The following is a 16,637-nucleotide window of genomic DNA, read 5'->3' as shown; positions in this document are numbered from 1 at the left end:
ACCGGCAAGGAGGAAGATAGAGTCGTTTCAAACAAGATTAAGACACTTTGCCGCCGACCCGCCCTCACCCCCGGCCCCTCTCCCAGAGGGAGAGGGGAGTTAGAGCGACAGCATTGCGTAGTAATAACGAGGTGGAGAAGTGTTTCATTGCTATTTGATAATGACTATAACAACCCTTCTGACGGTTGCCAGAGCAACTTAAAGTGGCTGGGACAGCTTTTCCCGGCAACGCCGACTATGGTCGGCGTAACGGATGGGTCGCTCGCGTGGCAGCAATCTTACTCAGCAGACTTCCCCTCAAGGTGGAGAAACCAGAAGGAACTCAGATGAGTTGTGGCAACTCCGCCAGGGAGCTGTGGGGCTGGCTCGACAGCAGAGGGATCGGCCCAAAATCTCGGCCTTACTTGTCTAGCTTCTCGATGTAGGGGCGAATGTCGTTGAGGTCGATGTAGCGGTCGGTGGCGTTGCGCAGCTCGCGAGCGATCATCCCTTCGGTGGAGACGACCGTAATCAGGGTGTTTTTGGAGCGCAACAGCTCGACGGCCCGCTCAAAATCGCCATCGCCGCTAAACAAAACGATCCTGTCGTATTGCCCAACGGTGTTGAACATATCGATAACGATCTCGATATCCAGGTTGGCCTTCTGGGAGTAGCGGCCGGAGTCTTCGTCTCGATACTCTTTAAGAATCTTGGTGCGTACGGTGAAGCCCAAGCTGATCAGAGCATCTCGAAAAGCCCTTTGATCGTTGGGATCCTTGATGCCGGTGTACCAAAATGCGTTGACTAGCTCGACATTGGGCTGTGACCTAACAAAATAATCCAAGACTCGGCGCGGGTCGAAAAACCAGCCATTTTTTTGTTGGGCATAAAACATATTGTTCCCATCGATAAAGATGGAAACCCGCGTGACGGGATGGCGAAACATAAAGATTTTTCCGGGAATATAAGGTGGACTGGTCAGGAAAAGAGGGCGAAAACGAGAGTGTCGATTATCCTAAGGTAAGGGGTGGCTATGGCAGGCCAGCGCCTGCTGATACCAATCTCTCATCATAGCGAAAACAGGGATCTTTTTCCCTAGCTATTAGCCCAGGCGCCTTTGGAGATCAGGGTGGGTTCCGTCTGCCCTAGGGCATAGCTGGAGCCGGGTCGATCCGCTTGGCTGACATATAGCTCCGCCAATTGTCGGGCCAGGTTGCGGATGCGCCCAATGTAGAGGGTGCGCTCGGCTACGGCAATGACGCCGCGGGCATCGAGCAGGTTAAAGGTGTGGGAGCACTTGAGCACATAGTCGTAGGCGGGCAGGAGCAGAGACACAGCCAACCGATCCGGCAACAGTTGTTTCTGCAGCTTCTGGTGTGTGGTTTCGATCAAGCGCTTAGCCTCGGCTTCGTAGAGGCGGAACAATTCCAGCAGCATTTCAGGGTCGGAATACTCGAAGTTGTAGTAGGACTGCTCCACCTCGTTTTGGAAATAGATTTGTCCATAGGTAATCCGGCCCAGGGAAGGGTGCTCATTCCAGCAGAGATCGAAAACCGAATCTACCCCCTGCAGGTACATGGCCAGGCGCTCTAGCCCATAGGTAATTTCTACAGAAACCGGGCGACAATCCTGCCCGCCCACCTGTTGAAAGTAGGTGAACTGGGTAACTTCCATGCCGTCCAGCCACACTTCCCAGCCCACACCCCAAGCCCCCAAGGTGGGAGATTCCCAATCATCTTCCACAAAGCGAATGTCGTGCTCTGCCGGGTTGATGCCCAGAGCTTGTAGGCTATCTAGGTACACATCTTGGATGTTGTCGGGGGAGGGTTTGATCAGCACTTGGTATTGAAAATAATGCTGCAGGCGGTTGGGGTTTTGGCCGTAGCGCCCATCGGTGGGGCGGCGACAAGGTTCGACATAGGCCACCCGCCAGGGATCCGGCCCCAGGGCACGCAAAAACGTGTGGGGGCTCATGGTGCCGGCGCCTTTTTCCAGGTCGTAGGGCTGCAGGATGAGGCAGCCTTGTTCCCCCCAAAACTGCTGCAGGCGAAAGATCAAGTCCTGAAAGGTGTGGGCTGACATGACAAGGGCTGGGCAAAGCTACCCTATCCTACCAATCTCCCCCGCTCAGTCGATCAGCTCTTCTTCTCGATCGGCTGAATCTGAGTAGTCCCACTCGATGGGGGGCATTTGGTCGAAGGCCTGTTTGAGGGCGCTCTCCCAGAGCTTGCGCATCTTGGCCAGGTAGGGATCCCCGGTGCGCAGGCGCAGGCGGTGGGTAACTTTGAACTGATTGGCCGGCACCATCACCAGGTCGATGGGGGGGCCGACGGAGATGTTGGACTTCATGGTGGAGTCGATGGAGAGGAGAGCGCATTTGGCCGCATCCTGCAGCGAGGTTTCGTAGGAGAGGGTGCGATCCAGGATGGGCTTGCCGTATTTGGTTTCCCCCACTTGCAAAAAAGGCGTTTCTGGGGTGGCTTGAATGCAATTGCCCTGGCTGTAGATCAAAAAAAGGGCCGGCTCCTCGCCGCGGATTTGTCCTCCCAGCAACAGGCTGCACTGGGCGTCGATGCCGTCTTTTTCCAACCAGGGTCGGTCTTGCTCTTGGATGTAACGAATTTTGGATCCCAGGTAGCGGGCCACGTCGTAGAGATGGGGAAACGTGTGAAGATTCGCACTTTCCTGCTGTCGCAGATCCCGCTGCACTTCCGTTAAAACGCTCTGGGTAATAGACAGGTTGCCAGAGGTGCAAATTAAGATTACCCGTTCTTCGGGCAAGGAAAAATCGAACAGCTTCTGGTAGGTGGAGACATAGTCCACCCCGGCGTTGGTGCGGGAATCTGCTGCCATCACCAAGCCAAAACGGGTGAGGATGCCAAGGCAGTAGGTCATGGGAACGATTGGCTCGGCCTTCTGATTGTAGAGGGTTGTAGAGGGTCAGGAGAGAGCGAATCCAATTTTGTGGCGGATTTCCTCCCGCAGGCGGGCGGTGATCGAGGCTTCGTCCAAATCGGCCAAAATCTGGGCTATGGCGGCTTTGGGCCCCTCCGGCCCCCAACTGGCTCCCTGGGCCAGGTAGCGACGGGCCGCCTCCCCGATGGCGTAGCAGGAAAACCCGGCCAACACCGCCTGGGTCAGGGCCACCGAACCGTAGGCCCCCAGAGAGAGTCCCCCAGCAAAGGGCAGGGATCCCCCCAGCAAGGTTTTCAGGGATCCCAGGCCCAACAGCGCCACCCATTCTCCTGCCCCCAGGCTGAGCATGCTGAGGACGATCTTCTGCAGCAGTTGGGCGGCTCCCGCGCTGCTCATGGGCCAGCCATACAGGCGGGACAGGCGCAGGATCAGGGTGACATCCAGAGCCAGCCCTCCCAGAGTATCCAGCAGGGTAATGGGGTTGAGGGCAACCGCCAGCGCTTTGGTGCGGGCAGCGGCGGCGATGAGATCTTGGGCCTGCTGGGCGCGGCTTTGCAGCTTGCGCTCGATCACCTGTTGGTTGACGCGATCGGCAAACAGGAGGGCATTCAAGGCCAGCAGTGAGCGCCCCTCCCGATGCAGGACTTCCAGGATTTTCAGGCGCAGCTCGTCCACCTGCGGGGATCCCACTTCCAGTTGGGCGCCGAAGCTCCCGTCCGGCCTTTGCACCAGGCGAGGCACGCGCGGGGAGGCCGCCACCATGACAATTTCGTTGGGGGAAAGGAGCTGCCGTACCCGTTCGTTGCGGATCTTGTCGTAAATGGCCTGGCGATCCGCCTCTGGGTACTGGTCGATCTTGTTGAAGACCAGCAGCATGGGCTTGCCCGCCTCCCGCAGGGCCGCCAGGGCTTCGAACTCCACCCGTGTCAGATCCCCACAGACGACAAACAGGATCAGATCCGACCGCTGCGCCACCTCTTGGGCCAGCCGCGCCCGCTCCTCGCCGTCCACCTCATCGAGGCCAGGGGTGTCGATCAGCTCCAGACGGGATCCCTGCCAGTGGGTAACCTGTACCGATTGAATGGCTGGCGGGGGAAGTTGGGATCCCCGGGCCGGGGCGGCTGGGGCCTTGGGGCGGGTTTCCCAACTGATGTTCCAAACGGCAGCTCGATGGGTACGGGTGACGCCGTGGGTTGGCCCCGTCTCGAACACCGGCTCGCCCAACAGGGCATTGAGCAGGGAGGACTTGCCCCGCCCCACCAGGCCAAAGGCGGCGATGTGGATCACCTCAGTCTCCAGCTTGTCCAGCAGCGTTTGCAGATCCTCTAACTCCCCTTCTAGGCCCGCGATCTCTTGGGGGTGCAGATCCAGTTGGGCCACCCACTGGCGCAGGCTGCGCTTGGCTTGCTGGTAGTTGAGGTCATCTTCTAGGGTGTTGCGGCGAGCCATGGCCGTAGCGCTCAATAGCAGTGGAGAATAGCCCAGCAGGGGCGGGTGTCAACCCTCAACGACAACGATCAACGACAGGCAGAAAAGCTAATCTCAAAGAAAGGCAGTTGGCCTTGCCGAGATCTGCAACTTCAAAAATAACGTTAAAACTAACGTTGAGAACCGAGAGTTCGCGACAGGAGGTTTTTCATGCCCAGGGCCATCTGGAACGGGGTGGTGGTGGCGGAGACCGACCGCTACGAAACCGTGGAAGGCAACATCTATTTTCCGCCGGAATCTTTGCGGCGGGAATACTTTCAGCCCAGCCCCACCCACACCACCTGCCCTTGGAAGGGGCAAGCCAGCTACTACACCCTTGTGGTCAACGGCCAGGAGAACAAAGACGCCGCCTGGTACTACCCCGATCCCAAGCCGGCTGCAGCCAATATCCGCGGCTACGTGGCCTTCTGGAAGGGCGTCAAGGTAGAACCCTAGCCGTTTGCCGGCTGGGTATGATGGAAAAAATCGGAGAGGCAAGGCAATGCTGACCAAGGGCCGGATCCCGTTCAGGCTGACCTGCTGGGCAAAAAAATTGTGTTGGGCCGGATTGAGCCTGGTGCTGTTGGGCTGCAGCCCAGCAGGCTTGCGCACGCCGCGCCCCACCCTGGCCGGCAGCGGCCTCAACAGCATTTTCCCCGATGGGGAGCCTGCTTTCAGTGGCGATGGTCGCTACCTGGTGTTTTCCTCTGCCCGCAGCGGCAGCCAGGATATTTTTCTCTACGACACGGTGGAACAGCGGCTGGTGGACTTGCCCGGTCTGAATTCCAGCGATGTGGCTGCCACCTCGCCCGACATTAGCGCCGACGGTCGCTACATCGTCTATGTCTCCAATGCGCTGGGCAAGTCGGAGATCTTTCTCTACGACCGGCAAACCCGCCGCGTCGAAAACATCAGCAGCCGGGTGCCGGGGGATGTGCGCAACCCCACCATCAGCGGCGATGGCCGCTTTATCGCCTTTGAAAGCAACGGTCGCGGCCAGTGGCACATCGAGATCTTTGACCGCGGCCCGGCGGCGGCCACACGGCCCTCTGCCCCCAGCTCCTCCACTGCCGGCAACAATCCCAACAATCCCTAAAGAGATCCCGCTGTTTGGATGACGCCCTAGCCACCCTGGATCTGCCCCATGCCCACTGCCTTTGCCCAACGACTGGAGCTGCTGCACTCTAATGTCTTCGACCAGCTAGACCAGGCCAAGTGGGAGGCGCGTCGGTCGGGCTTGGATGTCATCGACCTTTCTTTGGGCTCCTCAGATCTGCCCCCGCCTCCGGAAGCGCTGGCAGCCATTCAATCCGCTTTGTCGGATCCCGCCACCTACGGCTACACTCTGTTTCACGACACCGCCGATTTCCGCGCCGCCTGCGCCAAGTGGTACCTGAGGAAGTTCGGCCTGGGGATCGACCCAGAAACCGAGGTGCTGCCGCTGATCGGATCCCAGCAGGGAACGGCCCTTCTACCGCTGGCCTTGCTCAATCCCGGGGATATTGCTTTGGTCACCGACCCCGGCTACCCCTCCCACGTGGGCGGGATCCATCTGGCGGGAGGGATCCCTTACTATTTGCCCCTGCGGGCGAAAAACCGCTTCCTGCCCCAGTGGGACGAGATCCCGGTGGAGGTCTGTCGTCGGGCGCGGCTGTTGGTGCTGAGCTATCCCCACAACCCCACCACCGCCACCGTCACCCCAGAGTTTTGGCAGGAAGCGCTGCAATTTTGTCGGCAGCACGATATCTTCCTGGCCCATGACTTTCCCTATGTGGACTGGCGTTTCGACGGCCAGGTGGCTCCCTCGGCGCTGCTGGCGGATCCAGACAAGACCCGCACCATCGAGTTCTTTTCCCTCTCTAAGTCCTATCACATGGGGGGGTTCCGGGTGGCCTATGCCATCGGCAGCCGCGAGCTGATCCGAGCTTTGCGCCTGGTGAAGTCCACCATCGACTTCCACCCCTACCAGGGCATTCTGCGGGGGGCAGCGGCGGCCTTGGCGGCTCCCGATAGCTTCTTGGATCACTGGCGGCAGGTGTACCGCCAGCGGCGGGATATCGCGGTGGCAGCCTTGCACCGCATCGGCTGGCCCGTGCCCCTGCCGGAGGCCACCATGTACCTGTGGGCGCCTTTGCCGGAGTCCTACCGTGGTTCCTCAGCCCAGTTTTGTCTGGACTTGGTGAGGGCTACCGGCGTTGCCCTGTCGCCGGGCTCTGGCTTTGGCCCCAGTGGCGAAGGCTATGTCCGCTTTGCCCTGGTGGCGGAGGGATCCCGGCTGGAGGAAGCAATAGGTCGGATTGGGGAGTTTTTGTCCCAGTGCATGTCTTAAGCTTGAAATGCCCTCACCCCCGGCTCCTTTCTCAGAGGGAGCCAGCCCTCACCCCTAACCCCTCTCCCTCTGGGAGAGGGAAGTTAGAGCAGCGCGTTCGCAACAGCGTTACGTAGCAACAACAATGTGACGAACCGTCTCATTGCTATTTGAAATGACCGTAAAATAACAGCCGCAGCTTTTTCGAGTTTCATCTGAATGCGCGGGATACCCCACTCGGGTGGGAAAGGATAGCGCCCAATATACTTACTATGACCCAAGTTCTGACTATCTCTTGCAAGCTCAAGGTATCTGCGTCGCAAGCCACAAAGTTGGATGCGACCAGGGCCTACGGCCCGCTGGCGCGAACAGAGGGGGACAACTGGAATGGACAGCAGTTGAACCAGGTAAGAGACCACTACTCCCGCTTGAGAGCGGTTCTGCAACGCAAGGCCAGTCAGGGCACACGCAGTTCTCGGCGTCGATGCCGGGAGCTGTTGCAACGGCTGTCTGGCAGGGAGAGACGCTTTCAAGTTTGGGTAAACCACTGCATCTCCACTCGCATCAGCGGCGCGTAGCGCTAAAACCCCACCCGCCTATGCGGTGGGGTAGTTTATTCGCTCTGACCGCATCTTGATCTCCCCACCTCTTTTTTATCAGGATGAACTGCGCTGCCGCTTGATCATCACCCTCAACATGTTACGAGTTGTGCAACATGTCTGCGAGGCGGTGCGGCAGGAGAACACCGAGCTAGAACGGGTGAAGCAGCGCTATCTGGACGAGTGGACGCAAGCCGTCAATGCCCATGGCGCGTTCGGTCGCTGGCGGTGGAAGGTGGCACGTCACCCGGTCGAGATACGAGACGTTCTCTAACTCCCCTCTCCCAGTGGGAGAGGGGTTGGGGGTGAGGGCTGGCTCCCACTGGGAGAGGGGTTGGGGGTGAGGGATCTAATCCCACAAGTTCAAATCGGTCACCGCCCCCAGGCTGCTGCTGGAGACCAGCTTGGCGTACTTGGCCAGGGTGCCCCGTTTGTAGCGGGGCTCAGGCGGAGACCAGCGGGCGCGGCGGCGGGCCAGCTCCTCTTCGCTGACATGCAGGTGCAACAGGCGAGCCGGCGCATCGATGGTGATCAGATCTCCTTCTTCCACCAGGGCAATCGTGCCCCCCACATAGGCTTCGGGAGCCACATGGCCCACCACCATGCCGTAGGTGCCGCCGGAGAAGCGGCCATCGGTGATCAGGCCCACGCTATCTCCCAAGCCAGCGCCGATGATGGCGGACGTGGGCGAGAGCATCTCCCGCATGCCGGGGCCACCCTTGGGGCCTTCGTAGCGGATCACCACTACGTCCCCTGGTCGAATTTGGCCAGCAAGGATAGCCTGCAGACAGGACTCCTCCGAGTCAAAGACCCGCGCCGGCCCCGTGATCTTGGGAGTCTTGACGCCGCTAATCTTGGCCACTGCCCCTTCTGTGGCCAGGTTGCCTTTGAGAATGGCCAGGTGCCCTTGGGGGTAGAGGGGGCTGTGCCAGGGGCGGATGACCTCTTGGTCAGGGCTGGGCTCGTCCGGCACATCCCGCAGGACTTCGGCAATCGTCTGGCCAGAGATGGTGAGGCAGTCCCCGTGCAGCAGGCCGTGGTTGAGCAGGATCTTCATTACTTGCGGGATCCCGCCGGCCCGGTGCAGATCGGTGGCAACAAAGCGGCCCGAAGGCTTAAGGTCGCAAAGGACGGGCACGCGGGCGCGGATGGTCTCAAAGTCATCCAACGTCAGGGGCACCTCCGCGGCGTGGGCAATGGCCAAAAAGTGGAGCACGGCGTTGGTGGATCCCCCTACGGCCATGATGACGGAGATGGCGTTCTCAATGCTCTGGCGAGTGATGATGTCACGGGGCCGAATGTTGGCCTTGATAGCCTCGGCCAAGACCTTGGCCGATTGGGCAGCGCTTTCGGCTTTTTCTTCGTCCTCTGCCGCCATGGTAGAGGAATAGGGCAGGCTCATGCCCATGGCCTCAAAGGCGCTGGACATGGTGTTGGCGGTGTACATGCCGCCACAGGATCCGGCACCGGGGCAGGCGTGGCGCTCCACCGCCAGCAGCTCTTCCTCGGAGATGCGACCGGCGCTGTACTCCCCTACCGCTTCAAAGGCGCTGACAATGGTGAGGTCACGGCCATTGTAATGCCCCGGCTTGATGGTGCCACCATAGACAAAGATGGAAGGCACGTTGAGGCGGGCCATGGCAATCATCGCCCCCGGCATGTTTTTGTCGCAGCCACCGATGGCCAAGAGACCATCCATACTCTGGCCGTTGACCACCGTCTCGATGGAATCGGCAATCACCTCCCGCGACACGAGGGAGTACTTCATGCCCTCGGTGCCCATGGAAATGCCGTCGCTGATGGTAATGGTGCCGAAGATCTGAGGCATGCAGCCGGCCTCCCGCAGGGCGGCTTCGGCTCGCTCGGCCAGGGCTTGGATGCCGATGTTGCAGGGGGTAATGGTGCTGTGGGCGTTGGCGATGCCGACGATGGGCTTGCCGAAGTCCTCATCGCGAAAGCCCACTGCTCTAAGCATGGCGCGGTTGGGGGAGCGCTGCACCCCCTGGGTGACCACTTGGCTGCGCAGCGGAAAAGGAGAGTTGGCCATCATTGGTAAGAAGAAACCGAGAAAAGTGAGCAGGGAAAAGAATGGGTAGAACTCATCCTACCGCTTTTCCCAAAGGCAACCGTAACCCTCCTGGCAAGAGGGATCCGACCAAATCTGAAGCAACTCTGTAAGTTCTCGGCACCTGCGCCGAGAATCGGCCAGCCTACCTAGTAAAGGGGATCCCAAATTCCAATCGCGTCAGTGGGACGCAGTCCTTGCCCGCCGGTTCGAGATACAGAAGCTAGGGATCTCTTGTTCCGGCGTTTCCTCTTAGGTGTCAGTGAAGCCGCATATGATTCTCAGCTCTCCTCCCTCCCCAGCCGCCGTGCCCAGCAGCGCCGAACGGGAGATGGCGCGGGATGTGCTCACCCTCTCCCGCCATGTCTTGCAGCAGTTTGGCAGCTTTACTGCCGAGGCGCAGGACTTCAGCGCCCTGATGAACCGCATTGCCCTGGCCGGCAAGATGATCGCCCGCCGCCTCAGCCAGGCAGGGCTGATCGAAGGAACGTTGGGGGTGACCGGCAGCGTCAATGTCCAAGGGGAAGAACAGCAACAGATGGACGACTATGCCAACCGGGCCTTCATCCGCGCCTTGGAGCAGACGGGCCTGGTGTGTCGGCTGGTGTCGGAAGAGATGAAAACGCCGGCCCGCCTGCCGGAAAACTGCTCCCTCAGCCGCTTGGCCCTGGTGATCGATCCCTTGGATGGATCTTCCAACATTGACGCCAACCTCAGCGTCGGCTCGATTTTCTCTGTCCTTCATCCTCTAGAGGATCGTCCGGAAGCAGACAACCAAGATCTCCTGCAGCCGGGCCGCCGCCAACTGGCTGCCGGCTACATCCTCTACGGCCCCAGCACCCAACTGGTCTATTCCGTCGGCAAGGGGGTACACAGTTTTACGTTGGATCCCAGCTTGGGCGAGTTCATCCTCTCCAAGAGCGATATTCGCATTCCCGAACGCGGCTCTGTCTACAGCCTTAACGAGGGCTACTTCTGCCAGTGGAGCGAAGGGATCCAGAACTATGTCCGCTACGTCCACCGCCACGATGGCTACACCTCCCGCTACAGCGGCGCTCTGGTGGCGGATTTTCACCGTATCCTCCTTCAAGGCGGGGTGTACCTCTATCCGGGCACCCAGAAAAAACCAGAGGGCAAGCTGCGGCTGATGTACGAGGCCAACCCGCTGGCGTTTTTAGTTGAGCAGGCGGGGGGCGTAGCCACCACCGGCAGCGAGGCTATCCTGGACATCGTGCCCCAATCCCTGCACCAACGGGTGCCTTTGATTATCGGCAGCCGCGAGAATGTGGAAGAAGTGTTGCGCTGCCTTCGCTGACCTCCTAGCCCCTCTTCCCTGACCCCGCCCACGCAAGCCGAGCCGACTCTATGGTGACCCTGGCTGAAAACCCCCTGCGCGTTGGCCTCAACCAAGAGCGCGTTCCGGATCCCTGTATCCTGGTACAGTTTGGCGCTTCCGGGGATCTGGCGGCCCGCAAGCTGATCCCGGCCTACTACCGGCTGTTTGTGCAGCGACGGCTGCCGCCGGAGTTTACCTTGGTGGGGGTGGCCCGGCGCGATTGGAGCCACGAGATCTATCGGGACAAGATGCGGGCGGCCCTGGAAGAATTTGCCCCCCAAGATCTGGGGCCAGAAGCCCTCTGGCAAGACTTTGCCCGCCGCCTGTTCTACTGTCGCCTTGATCTTGGCGATGCCGAGGGCTACCTGCGTCTCAAGCAATTCCTCGGCCAACTGGATGAGGAGCGGGGCACCCGCGGCAACCGGGTGTTTTATCTGGCGGTGGCGCCGGACTTCTACGCCCAGGCCATCCAACAGTTGGGGGCAGCCGGCCTGGTGGCCGACCCGGCCAAAACGCGGGTGGTGATTGAAAAGCCCTTTGGCCACGACCTCACCTCGGCCCAGGAGCTGAACCGCATCGTACAGCGGATTTGTCAGGAAGAGCAGGTCTACCGCATCGACCACTACCTGGGCAAGGAGACGGTGCAAAACCTGTTGGTCTTCCGCTTTGCCAACACCATCTTTGAGCCCCTCTGGAACCGCAACTACATCGACCATGTGCAGATTACTGTGGCGGAAACGGTGGGGGTGGAGGATCGGGCTGGCTACTACGATGCTGCCGGCGCTCTGCGGGACATGGTGCAAAACCACCTGATGCAGATCTATTGCCTCACCGCTATGGAGCCGCCCGTCTCCTTGCGCAGCGACGGGGTACGCAACGAAAAGACCAAGGTGTTGCAGGCTACCCGCCTGGCGGATCTGCGCAATGTAGCCGCGGCAGCGGTGCGAGCCCAGTACGGCCCTGGCTGGATCGCCGGCAAGCCGGTGCCAGGCTATCGCCAAGAGCCCAATGTCAACCCCAACTCGCAAACCCCCACTTACGTGGCCCTGAAATTGGAATGCGACACTTGGCGGTGGCAGGGAGTGCCCTTTTACCTGCGCACCGGCAAACGCTTGGCCAAGAAGGTCTCCGAGGTAGCCATTTACTTTAAGCAGGTGCCGCTCTCTCTTTTTCCTTCGGCAGCCCGGGAGGTGAGCCCCAACATCCTGGTGCTGCGCATCCAGCCCAACGAGGGCATCTCCCTGCGCTTTGAGGCCAAGATGCCGGGGCCGGAGATCCGCACCCGCTCGGTGGAAATGGATTTTCGCTATGGAACTGCCTTTGGGTCGAGCACCCCGGATGCCTACGAGCGCCTGCTGTTGGACTGCCTGCTGGGGGATCCCACCCTATTTACCCGCGCCGACGAGGTGGAAGCCGCCTGGCGGGTGGTGACGCCGGTGTTGTCGGCCTGGGAAGCCCAGCCCGAAGGCAATGGCGGCAGTGCCGCGCCGCCCCTGCTCACCTACGAGGCCGGCACCTGGGGGCCCAAGGCCGCTGAAGACTTGCTGGCCCAGTCGGGGCGGCGGTGGCGACGTCTCTAGTTTGTTTGAATCGCTGCCCTCACCCCCGGCCCCTCTCCCAAAGGGACGGCCCTCACCCCCGGCCCCTCTCCCAAAGGGAGAGGGGAGTTAGAGATGGTGCTCCGCGCCGCCGGCGCAAACATGCATCTGGTTGGAACCAGCCCTGGCAGGAAGGATCCCCGGTTGCTGCAGCTAACATGGGCATGACCTGTTTTTGCGTGGGTGTCATGCCGCCACTGGTATTCCGGCTACCTGTCCGGTTTTTGCTAACCTTGCCGCTGGGCCTTGCCATGGTGTTGGGGGTAGGGAGAGGGGATCCCGCTCGAGCCCAGGTATTGCTGCACCTTCCCCTGCCCAATGGGGAGTTGATGCGGGCCCAGGCCCTGCAACTGGCCACTGACTCGCTGCGGCTGGCCCAGTTTGGCCAGACAGAAGAGGCGCTGCGCCGCCTGCAACTGGCGGTGGCCATGGTGCCCAACTCCTCCGAGCTGCTCTATGTTTTGGGCAACGTCCACCTGGAGCGGGGAGACTACGCCCAGGCGGTGCAAGCGCTGCAGAAGGCCCGCGCCCTAGCTCCTGACGACGCCGATATTCTCTACTCGCTGGGAGGGGCTTACTTGCGGCAGGGCAGCTACTTTGCCGCCGCCGAGGCTTTGGAACGGGCTGTGGCCCTGCAACCGGAGAACCCCAACGCCCGCTTCCAACTGGGCAATGCCTACCTAATGCTGGATCAATGGGATCCCGCCCGGCGGGAATATGAGAAGACTCTGGAGTTGGATCCCGCCTATTGGCCGGCCATGAACAACATCGGCTTGGTGGACTACGAGCAGGGAGATCTGGAGGCTGCCATCAAGCGCTGGGAACGCACGATAGAGATGAACGACTCTGTGGCAGAGCCCTACTTGGCCTTGGCGACCGCTCTCTACATTCGGGGAGAAACCGGACGAGCCGAGGAGCTGGGGGCAAAGGCCATGCGCCTGGATCCCAGCTATGCCCGGCTAGAAGTGCTGCGGGAGAACCTGTGGCGGGAGAAGCTGCTGCGGGATGTGCAAGTTCTCCTGCGCAGCCGCCCCGTTGCCGAGGCTCTGCAGCAAGCTGCCGTCGAGCAGTTCAACCGGCAGATGGGGCTCTCAGAAGAGTAGGCTCAGGGGCCGCCCAAGGCAGCTTGGGCCGGGGATCCCGCGCCCATCCGTTCCTGCAGCCTCTCAACCTTGGCCCGGATCCGCTCGGCAATCCCAGCGCTGTTCAAGCCCAGATCCGCCAAGGACTCCTCAGGAGTGGCGTGCTCCACCCACACATCCGGCACCCCCAGGCGCAACAAAGGCACCCGGATATCGGCATCCAGAAGGGCTTCCCCCACTGCCGAGCCAAACCCGCCCATGAGGCAGCCCTCTTCTACTGTCACCACCAGGCGGCTCTGTTGGGCCAGGGGCAGGATCAGCTCGGTATCCAGAGGCTTGGCGAAGCGGGCGTTGACCACAGTGGTGGAGATACCGTGTTCCTTCAAAATCTCCGCCGCCTGCAAACTGGGATGCACCATCGATCCATAGGCCAGGATCAGCACCTCGCCGCCGCTGCGCAGCACCTCTGCTTTGCCGATGGGAATGGGCTCCCACCCTTCCTCTGCCAGGGGCACCCCCACGCCGGAGCCACGCGGGTAGCGCATGGCAATGGGGCCTTGGGTGTACTGGATCCCGGTCACCACCATGCGCTGCAGCTCCGCCTCGTCTTTGGGGGCCATCAGCACCATCTCGGGAATGCAGCGCAGATAGGCAATGTCGTACATGCCCTGGTGGGTTGGGCCATCGGCTCCCACCACCCCTGCCCGATCCAAACAGAAGAAGACCGGCAACTTTTGGATGCAGACATCGTGGATGATCTGGTCGTAGGCCCGCTGCAGGAAGGTGGAGTAAATGGCCACCACCGGGCGCATCCCCTCGCAGGCCATGCCGGCAGCCAACGTGACGGCGTGCTGCTCGGCGATCCCCACATCTATAAACTGATCCGGCAGCTTTTCCTTGAGTTTGTCTAGGCCGGTGCCAGTGTCCATGGCCGCCGTAATGCCGATGATACGGGGATCCCGCTCTGCCAGCTTGCAAAGGGCGTGGCCAAAGACCTTGCTGTAGCTGGGGGGCTTGGGCTTGCTGGGTGGGTAGGGCTTGCCGGTGGCCAGGTCAAAGCGGGATTGGGCGTGATACCCCACCTGCTCCGCTTCCGCTGGCGGGTAGCCCTTGCCCTTGACTGTGGCTACATGCACCAGCACCGGCCCAGAGATGCCGTGGGCCAACTCAAAGGCATCCAACAATTCTGCCAAGTTGTGCCCGTCCACCGGCCCCACGTAGGTAAAGCCCAGCTCCTCAAAGATGATGCCCGCCTTGTTGTTTTGCACGGCAGTAACCAGCTTCACCGTCTCCTTGAGGCGGTCGATTTCCGGGCTGAGGCTGGATCCCAGCAGGGGCAGATTTTTCAGTTGCTCCTCTAGGCTGTCGGCCAAAAACTGCACCGGTGGGCTGAGGCGCAGGCGGTTTAAATAGCGAGGGATCGCCCCCACGTTGGGAGAAATCGACATGCCGTTGTCGTTGAGGATCACCATCAGGTTGGTCTTGGGCAGGTGCCCGGCGTGGTTGATCGCCTCATAGGCCATGCCCCCAGTCAGAGCACCATCCCCAATGATGGCCACCACCTTGAAGTTGTCCCCCCGCCGATCCCGAGCGATGGCCATGCCCAAGGCCGCCGAGATGCTGGTGGAGGCGTGGCCGGCCCCGAAGTGGTCGAAGCGGCTCTCGCTGCGCTTCAGGTAGCCGGAAATCCCCCCTTTCTGGCGCAGCGTGTGAAAGTTGTGATACCTGCCGGTGAGCATTTTGTGGGCATAGGCTTGGTGGCCCACATCCCAAATCACCTTGTCGCGATCCAGGTCAAGGGTCTTGTAGAGGGCCAGGGTCAGCTCCACCACTCCTAGCCCCGGTCCCAGGTGACAGCCGACTGGGGAGTTGGCAGCCGTTTGCAAGTGCTTTTCGCGAATCTGGCGGGCTAGGCTGCGCAACTGGCTGAGGTTCAGGGCTCGAAGCTGGTTGGGATGAGTGATGTCACTCAGGTGCATAGGGGACTCGTCCTTCCGGTGTGATCTCACTCTAGATCATTTTCTGGGCGGGTTTTGTTGCCATCCCACTTTGGAAAACGCCGGGATCCCCTGGGCCAAGGGCAGTGAGATCCTGAGAGGGAGCACCAAGGAGCTCATGCAAGGGTTAGCATCGCACAAGGCCCTCGGCTGCTTTGGACTGAAGGCCTATTCGCAATTGGTTTCTCTCTTTTTGTTAGCCATGAAAATCGCCGCCAACATCACCCAGCTCATCGGTCGTACCCCCCTGGTGCGGCTTAATCGGATCCCTCAATCCGAAGGGTGTCTGGCTGAGATTGTAGTGAAATTGGAGAGTTTTAACCCTGCCGCCTCGGTGAAAGATCGCATCGCCGTGAGCATGATCGAGGCTGCCGAACGAGCTGGCTTGATCACCCCCGGCAAGACCATCTTGGTGGAGCCCACCTCTGGCAATACCGGCATTGGCCTGGCCATGGCTGCTGCTGCCAAGGGTTACCGGCTGATCATCGTTATGCCTGAGAGCATGAGCCTGGAGCGGCGACTGCTGTTGAAAGCCTACGGGGCAGAGGTGCATTTGGCCAGCAGCGCCGGCGGCATGGGGGAGGCCATCTGGAAGGCCGAAGAGATCGTGCGCCGCACCCCCAACGCTTACATGCTGGGCCAATTCGCCAATCCCGCCAACCCCCAGATTCATAACCAAACCACCGGCCCGGAAATTTGGGAGGATACCGATGGCCAGGTGGATATCCTGGTGGCAGGGGTAGGCACCGGCGGCACCATCACGGGGGCGGGCGAGTTTCTGAAGGGGAAAAAACCGGCCATTCGACTGGTGGCCGTTGAGCCCAAGGCCAGTGCTGTCCTCAGCGGCGGGCGGCCTGGCTTTCACCGCATTGAAGGGATCGGAGCAGGATTTGTGCCCGATGTGCTGCGGCGCGACCTGCTGGATGAGGTAATTGCAGTGGAAGATGAGGAAAGCATGATCTACAGCCGCCGCCTGGCCAGGGAAGAGGGGATCCTCTCCGGCATTTCCACCGGAGCTGCCTTGGCGGGAGCCATCCAGGTGGGGCGGCGACCGGAAAACGCCGGCAAGCTAATTGTGATGATCCAGCCCAGTTTTGGCGAGCGCTACTTGAGCACGCCCCTCTTCCGCGACCTAGAGCGGGATTCTGACCGCGCGGGCGGGCCGGTCGGGGATCCCAGCAGTCTTGGACCATCCAACCCAGGCCAAAAGCTCCAGTAATCGGCTACGTGGGGGCGACGGGGCCCCACTTGCACTTTGAGTTGTGGCACCAGACGGTGGGGCAAGGCTGG

General features: G+C 60.8%; 14 protein-coding genes and 1 pseudogene. 9 read left to right on the top strand and 6 right to left on the bottom strand.

Annotated elements, in window-relative coordinates; translation table 11 throughout:
- Nucleotides 1-400: 400 nt before the first annotated feature.
- The 4 genes from NW853_RS02865 to NW853_RS02850 all read right to left on the bottom strand — a co-directional run bounded on the left by NW853_RS02865 (nt 401) and on the right by NW853_RS02850 (nt 4,344).
- Nucleotides 401-925, bottom strand: a complete 525-nt coding sequence (locus NW853_RS02865; RefSeq protein WP_414335037.1) for an NYN domain-containing protein — start codon at nt 923-925, stop codon at nt 401-403.
- Nucleotides 926-1,074: 149 nt separating this feature from the next.
- Nucleotides 1,075-2,061, bottom strand: a complete 987-nt coding sequence (gene glyQ, locus NW853_RS02860) for a glycine--tRNA ligase subunit alpha (protein ID WP_414335036.1) — start codon at nt 2,059-2,061, stop codon at nt 1,075-1,077.
- A gap of 45 nt (nt 2,062-2,106) precedes the next feature.
- Nucleotides 2,107-2,874: a peptidase gene (locus NW853_RS02855; RefSeq protein WP_414335035.1), complete on the bottom strand. Its 768-nt coding sequence runs from the start codon at nt 2,872-2,874 to the stop codon at nt 2,107-2,109.
- Between the two features lie 45 nt (nt 2,875-2,919).
- Complete coding sequence (locus tag NW853_RS02850; RefSeq protein ID WP_414335034.1) at nt 2,920-4,344, bottom strand: DUF697 domain-containing protein; 1,425 nt, start codon at nt 4,342-4,344, stop codon at nt 2,920-2,922.
- Nucleotides 4,345-4,533: 189 nt separating this feature from the next.
- Between NW853_RS02850 and NW853_RS02845 the strand changes: the two genes are divergently transcribed.
- The 5 genes and pseudogenes from NW853_RS02845 to NW853_RS02825 all read left to right on the top strand — a co-directional run bounded on the left by NW853_RS02845 (nt 4,534) and on the right by NW853_RS02825 (nt 7,543).
- On the top strand, nt 4,534-4,818 hold the full coding sequence (locus NW853_RS02845) for a DUF427 domain-containing protein (protein ID WP_414335033.1): 285 nt from the start codon (nt 4,534-4,536) through the stop codon (nt 4,816-4,818).
- Between the two features lie 46 nt (nt 4,819-4,864).
- Entirely contained in the window at nt 4,865-5,458 is a 594-nt protein-coding gene (locus NW853_RS02840; RefSeq protein WP_414347668.1) for a TolB family protein, read from the top strand.
- Nucleotides 5,459-5,506: 48 nt separating this feature from the next.
- Nucleotides 5,507-6,691 carry an LL-diaminopimelate aminotransferase gene (locus NW853_RS02835; protein ID WP_414335031.1) on the top strand — a complete coding sequence of 395 codons (1,185 nt, stop codon included), beginning with the start codon at nt 5,507-5,509 and terminating at the stop codon, nt 6,689-6,691.
- Nucleotides 6,692-7,038: 347 nt separating this feature from the next.
- Nucleotides 7,039-7,236: pseudogene (locus NW853_RS02830) on the top strand (RNA-guided endonuclease TnpB family protein); the annotation flags it as partial.
- A 67-nt stretch (nt 7,237-7,303) separates the two neighbouring features.
- Nucleotides 7,304-7,543 (top strand): hypothetical protein, encoded by a 240-nt coding sequence (locus NW853_RS02825; RefSeq protein ID WP_414347666.1) that lies wholly within the window; start codon nt 7,304-7,306, stop codon nt 7,541-7,543.
- Nucleotides 7,544-7,618: 75 nt separating this feature from the next.
- On the opposite strand, the gene ilvD is transcribed toward NW853_RS02825, so the two are convergent.
- The gene (gene ilvD, locus NW853_RS02820) at nt 7,619-9,316 is read right to left on the bottom strand and encodes a dihydroxy-acid dehydratase (RefSeq protein WP_414347678.1); all 1,698 of its coding nucleotides are present in this window, start codon (nt 9,314-9,316) and stop codon (nt 7,619-7,621) included.
- Nucleotides 9,317-9,665: 349 nt separating this feature from the next.
- Between ilvD and fbp the strand changes: the two genes are divergently transcribed.
- From fbp to NW853_RS02805, 3 genes are all read left to right on the top strand, one after another.
- Nucleotides 9,666-10,649 carry a class 1 fructose-bisphosphatase gene (fbp, locus tag NW853_RS02815; protein ID WP_414335561.1) on the top strand — a complete coding sequence of 328 codons (984 nt, stop codon included), beginning with the start codon at nt 9,666-9,668 and terminating at the stop codon, nt 10,647-10,649.
- A 50-nt stretch (nt 10,650-10,699) separates the two neighbouring features.
- Nucleotides 10,700-12,250: a glucose-6-phosphate dehydrogenase gene (gene zwf / locus NW853_RS02810; protein WP_414347663.1), complete on the top strand. Its 1,551-nt coding sequence runs from the start codon at nt 10,700-10,702 to the stop codon at nt 12,248-12,250.
- Between the two features lie 206 nt (nt 12,251-12,456).
- Nucleotides 12,457-13,371 carry a tetratricopeptide repeat protein gene (locus NW853_RS02805; protein WP_414347660.1) on the top strand — a complete coding sequence of 305 codons (915 nt, stop codon included), beginning with the start codon at nt 12,457-12,459 and terminating at the stop codon, nt 13,369-13,371.
- Between the two features lie 2 nt (nt 13,372-13,373).
- On the opposite strand, the gene dxs is transcribed toward NW853_RS02805, so the two are convergent.
- Nucleotides 13,374-15,329, bottom strand: coding sequence for a 1-deoxy-D-xylulose-5-phosphate synthase (gene dxs, locus NW853_RS02800; RefSeq protein WP_414347657.1), 1,956 nt, complete (start codon nt 15,327-15,329; stop codon nt 13,374-13,376).
- A 220-nt stretch (nt 15,330-15,549) separates the two neighbouring features.
- Between dxs and cysK the strand changes: the two genes are divergently transcribed.
- A complete protein-coding gene (gene cysK, locus NW853_RS02795) occupies nt 15,550-16,566 on the top strand; it encodes a cysteine synthase A (protein WP_414335559.1) in 1,017 nt (338 codons plus the stop codon).
- Nucleotides 16,567-16,637 lie beyond the last annotated feature (71 nt).

The organism is Synechococcus sp. H55.11, from assembly GCF_047462475.1.
Taxonomy (GTDB): domain Bacteria; phylum Cyanobacteriota; class Cyanobacteriia; order Thermostichales; family Thermostichaceae; genus Thermostichus.
The sequence above is the reverse complement of the archived record's forward strand: the minus strand, read 5'-3'. Positions and strand labels throughout refer to the sequence as shown.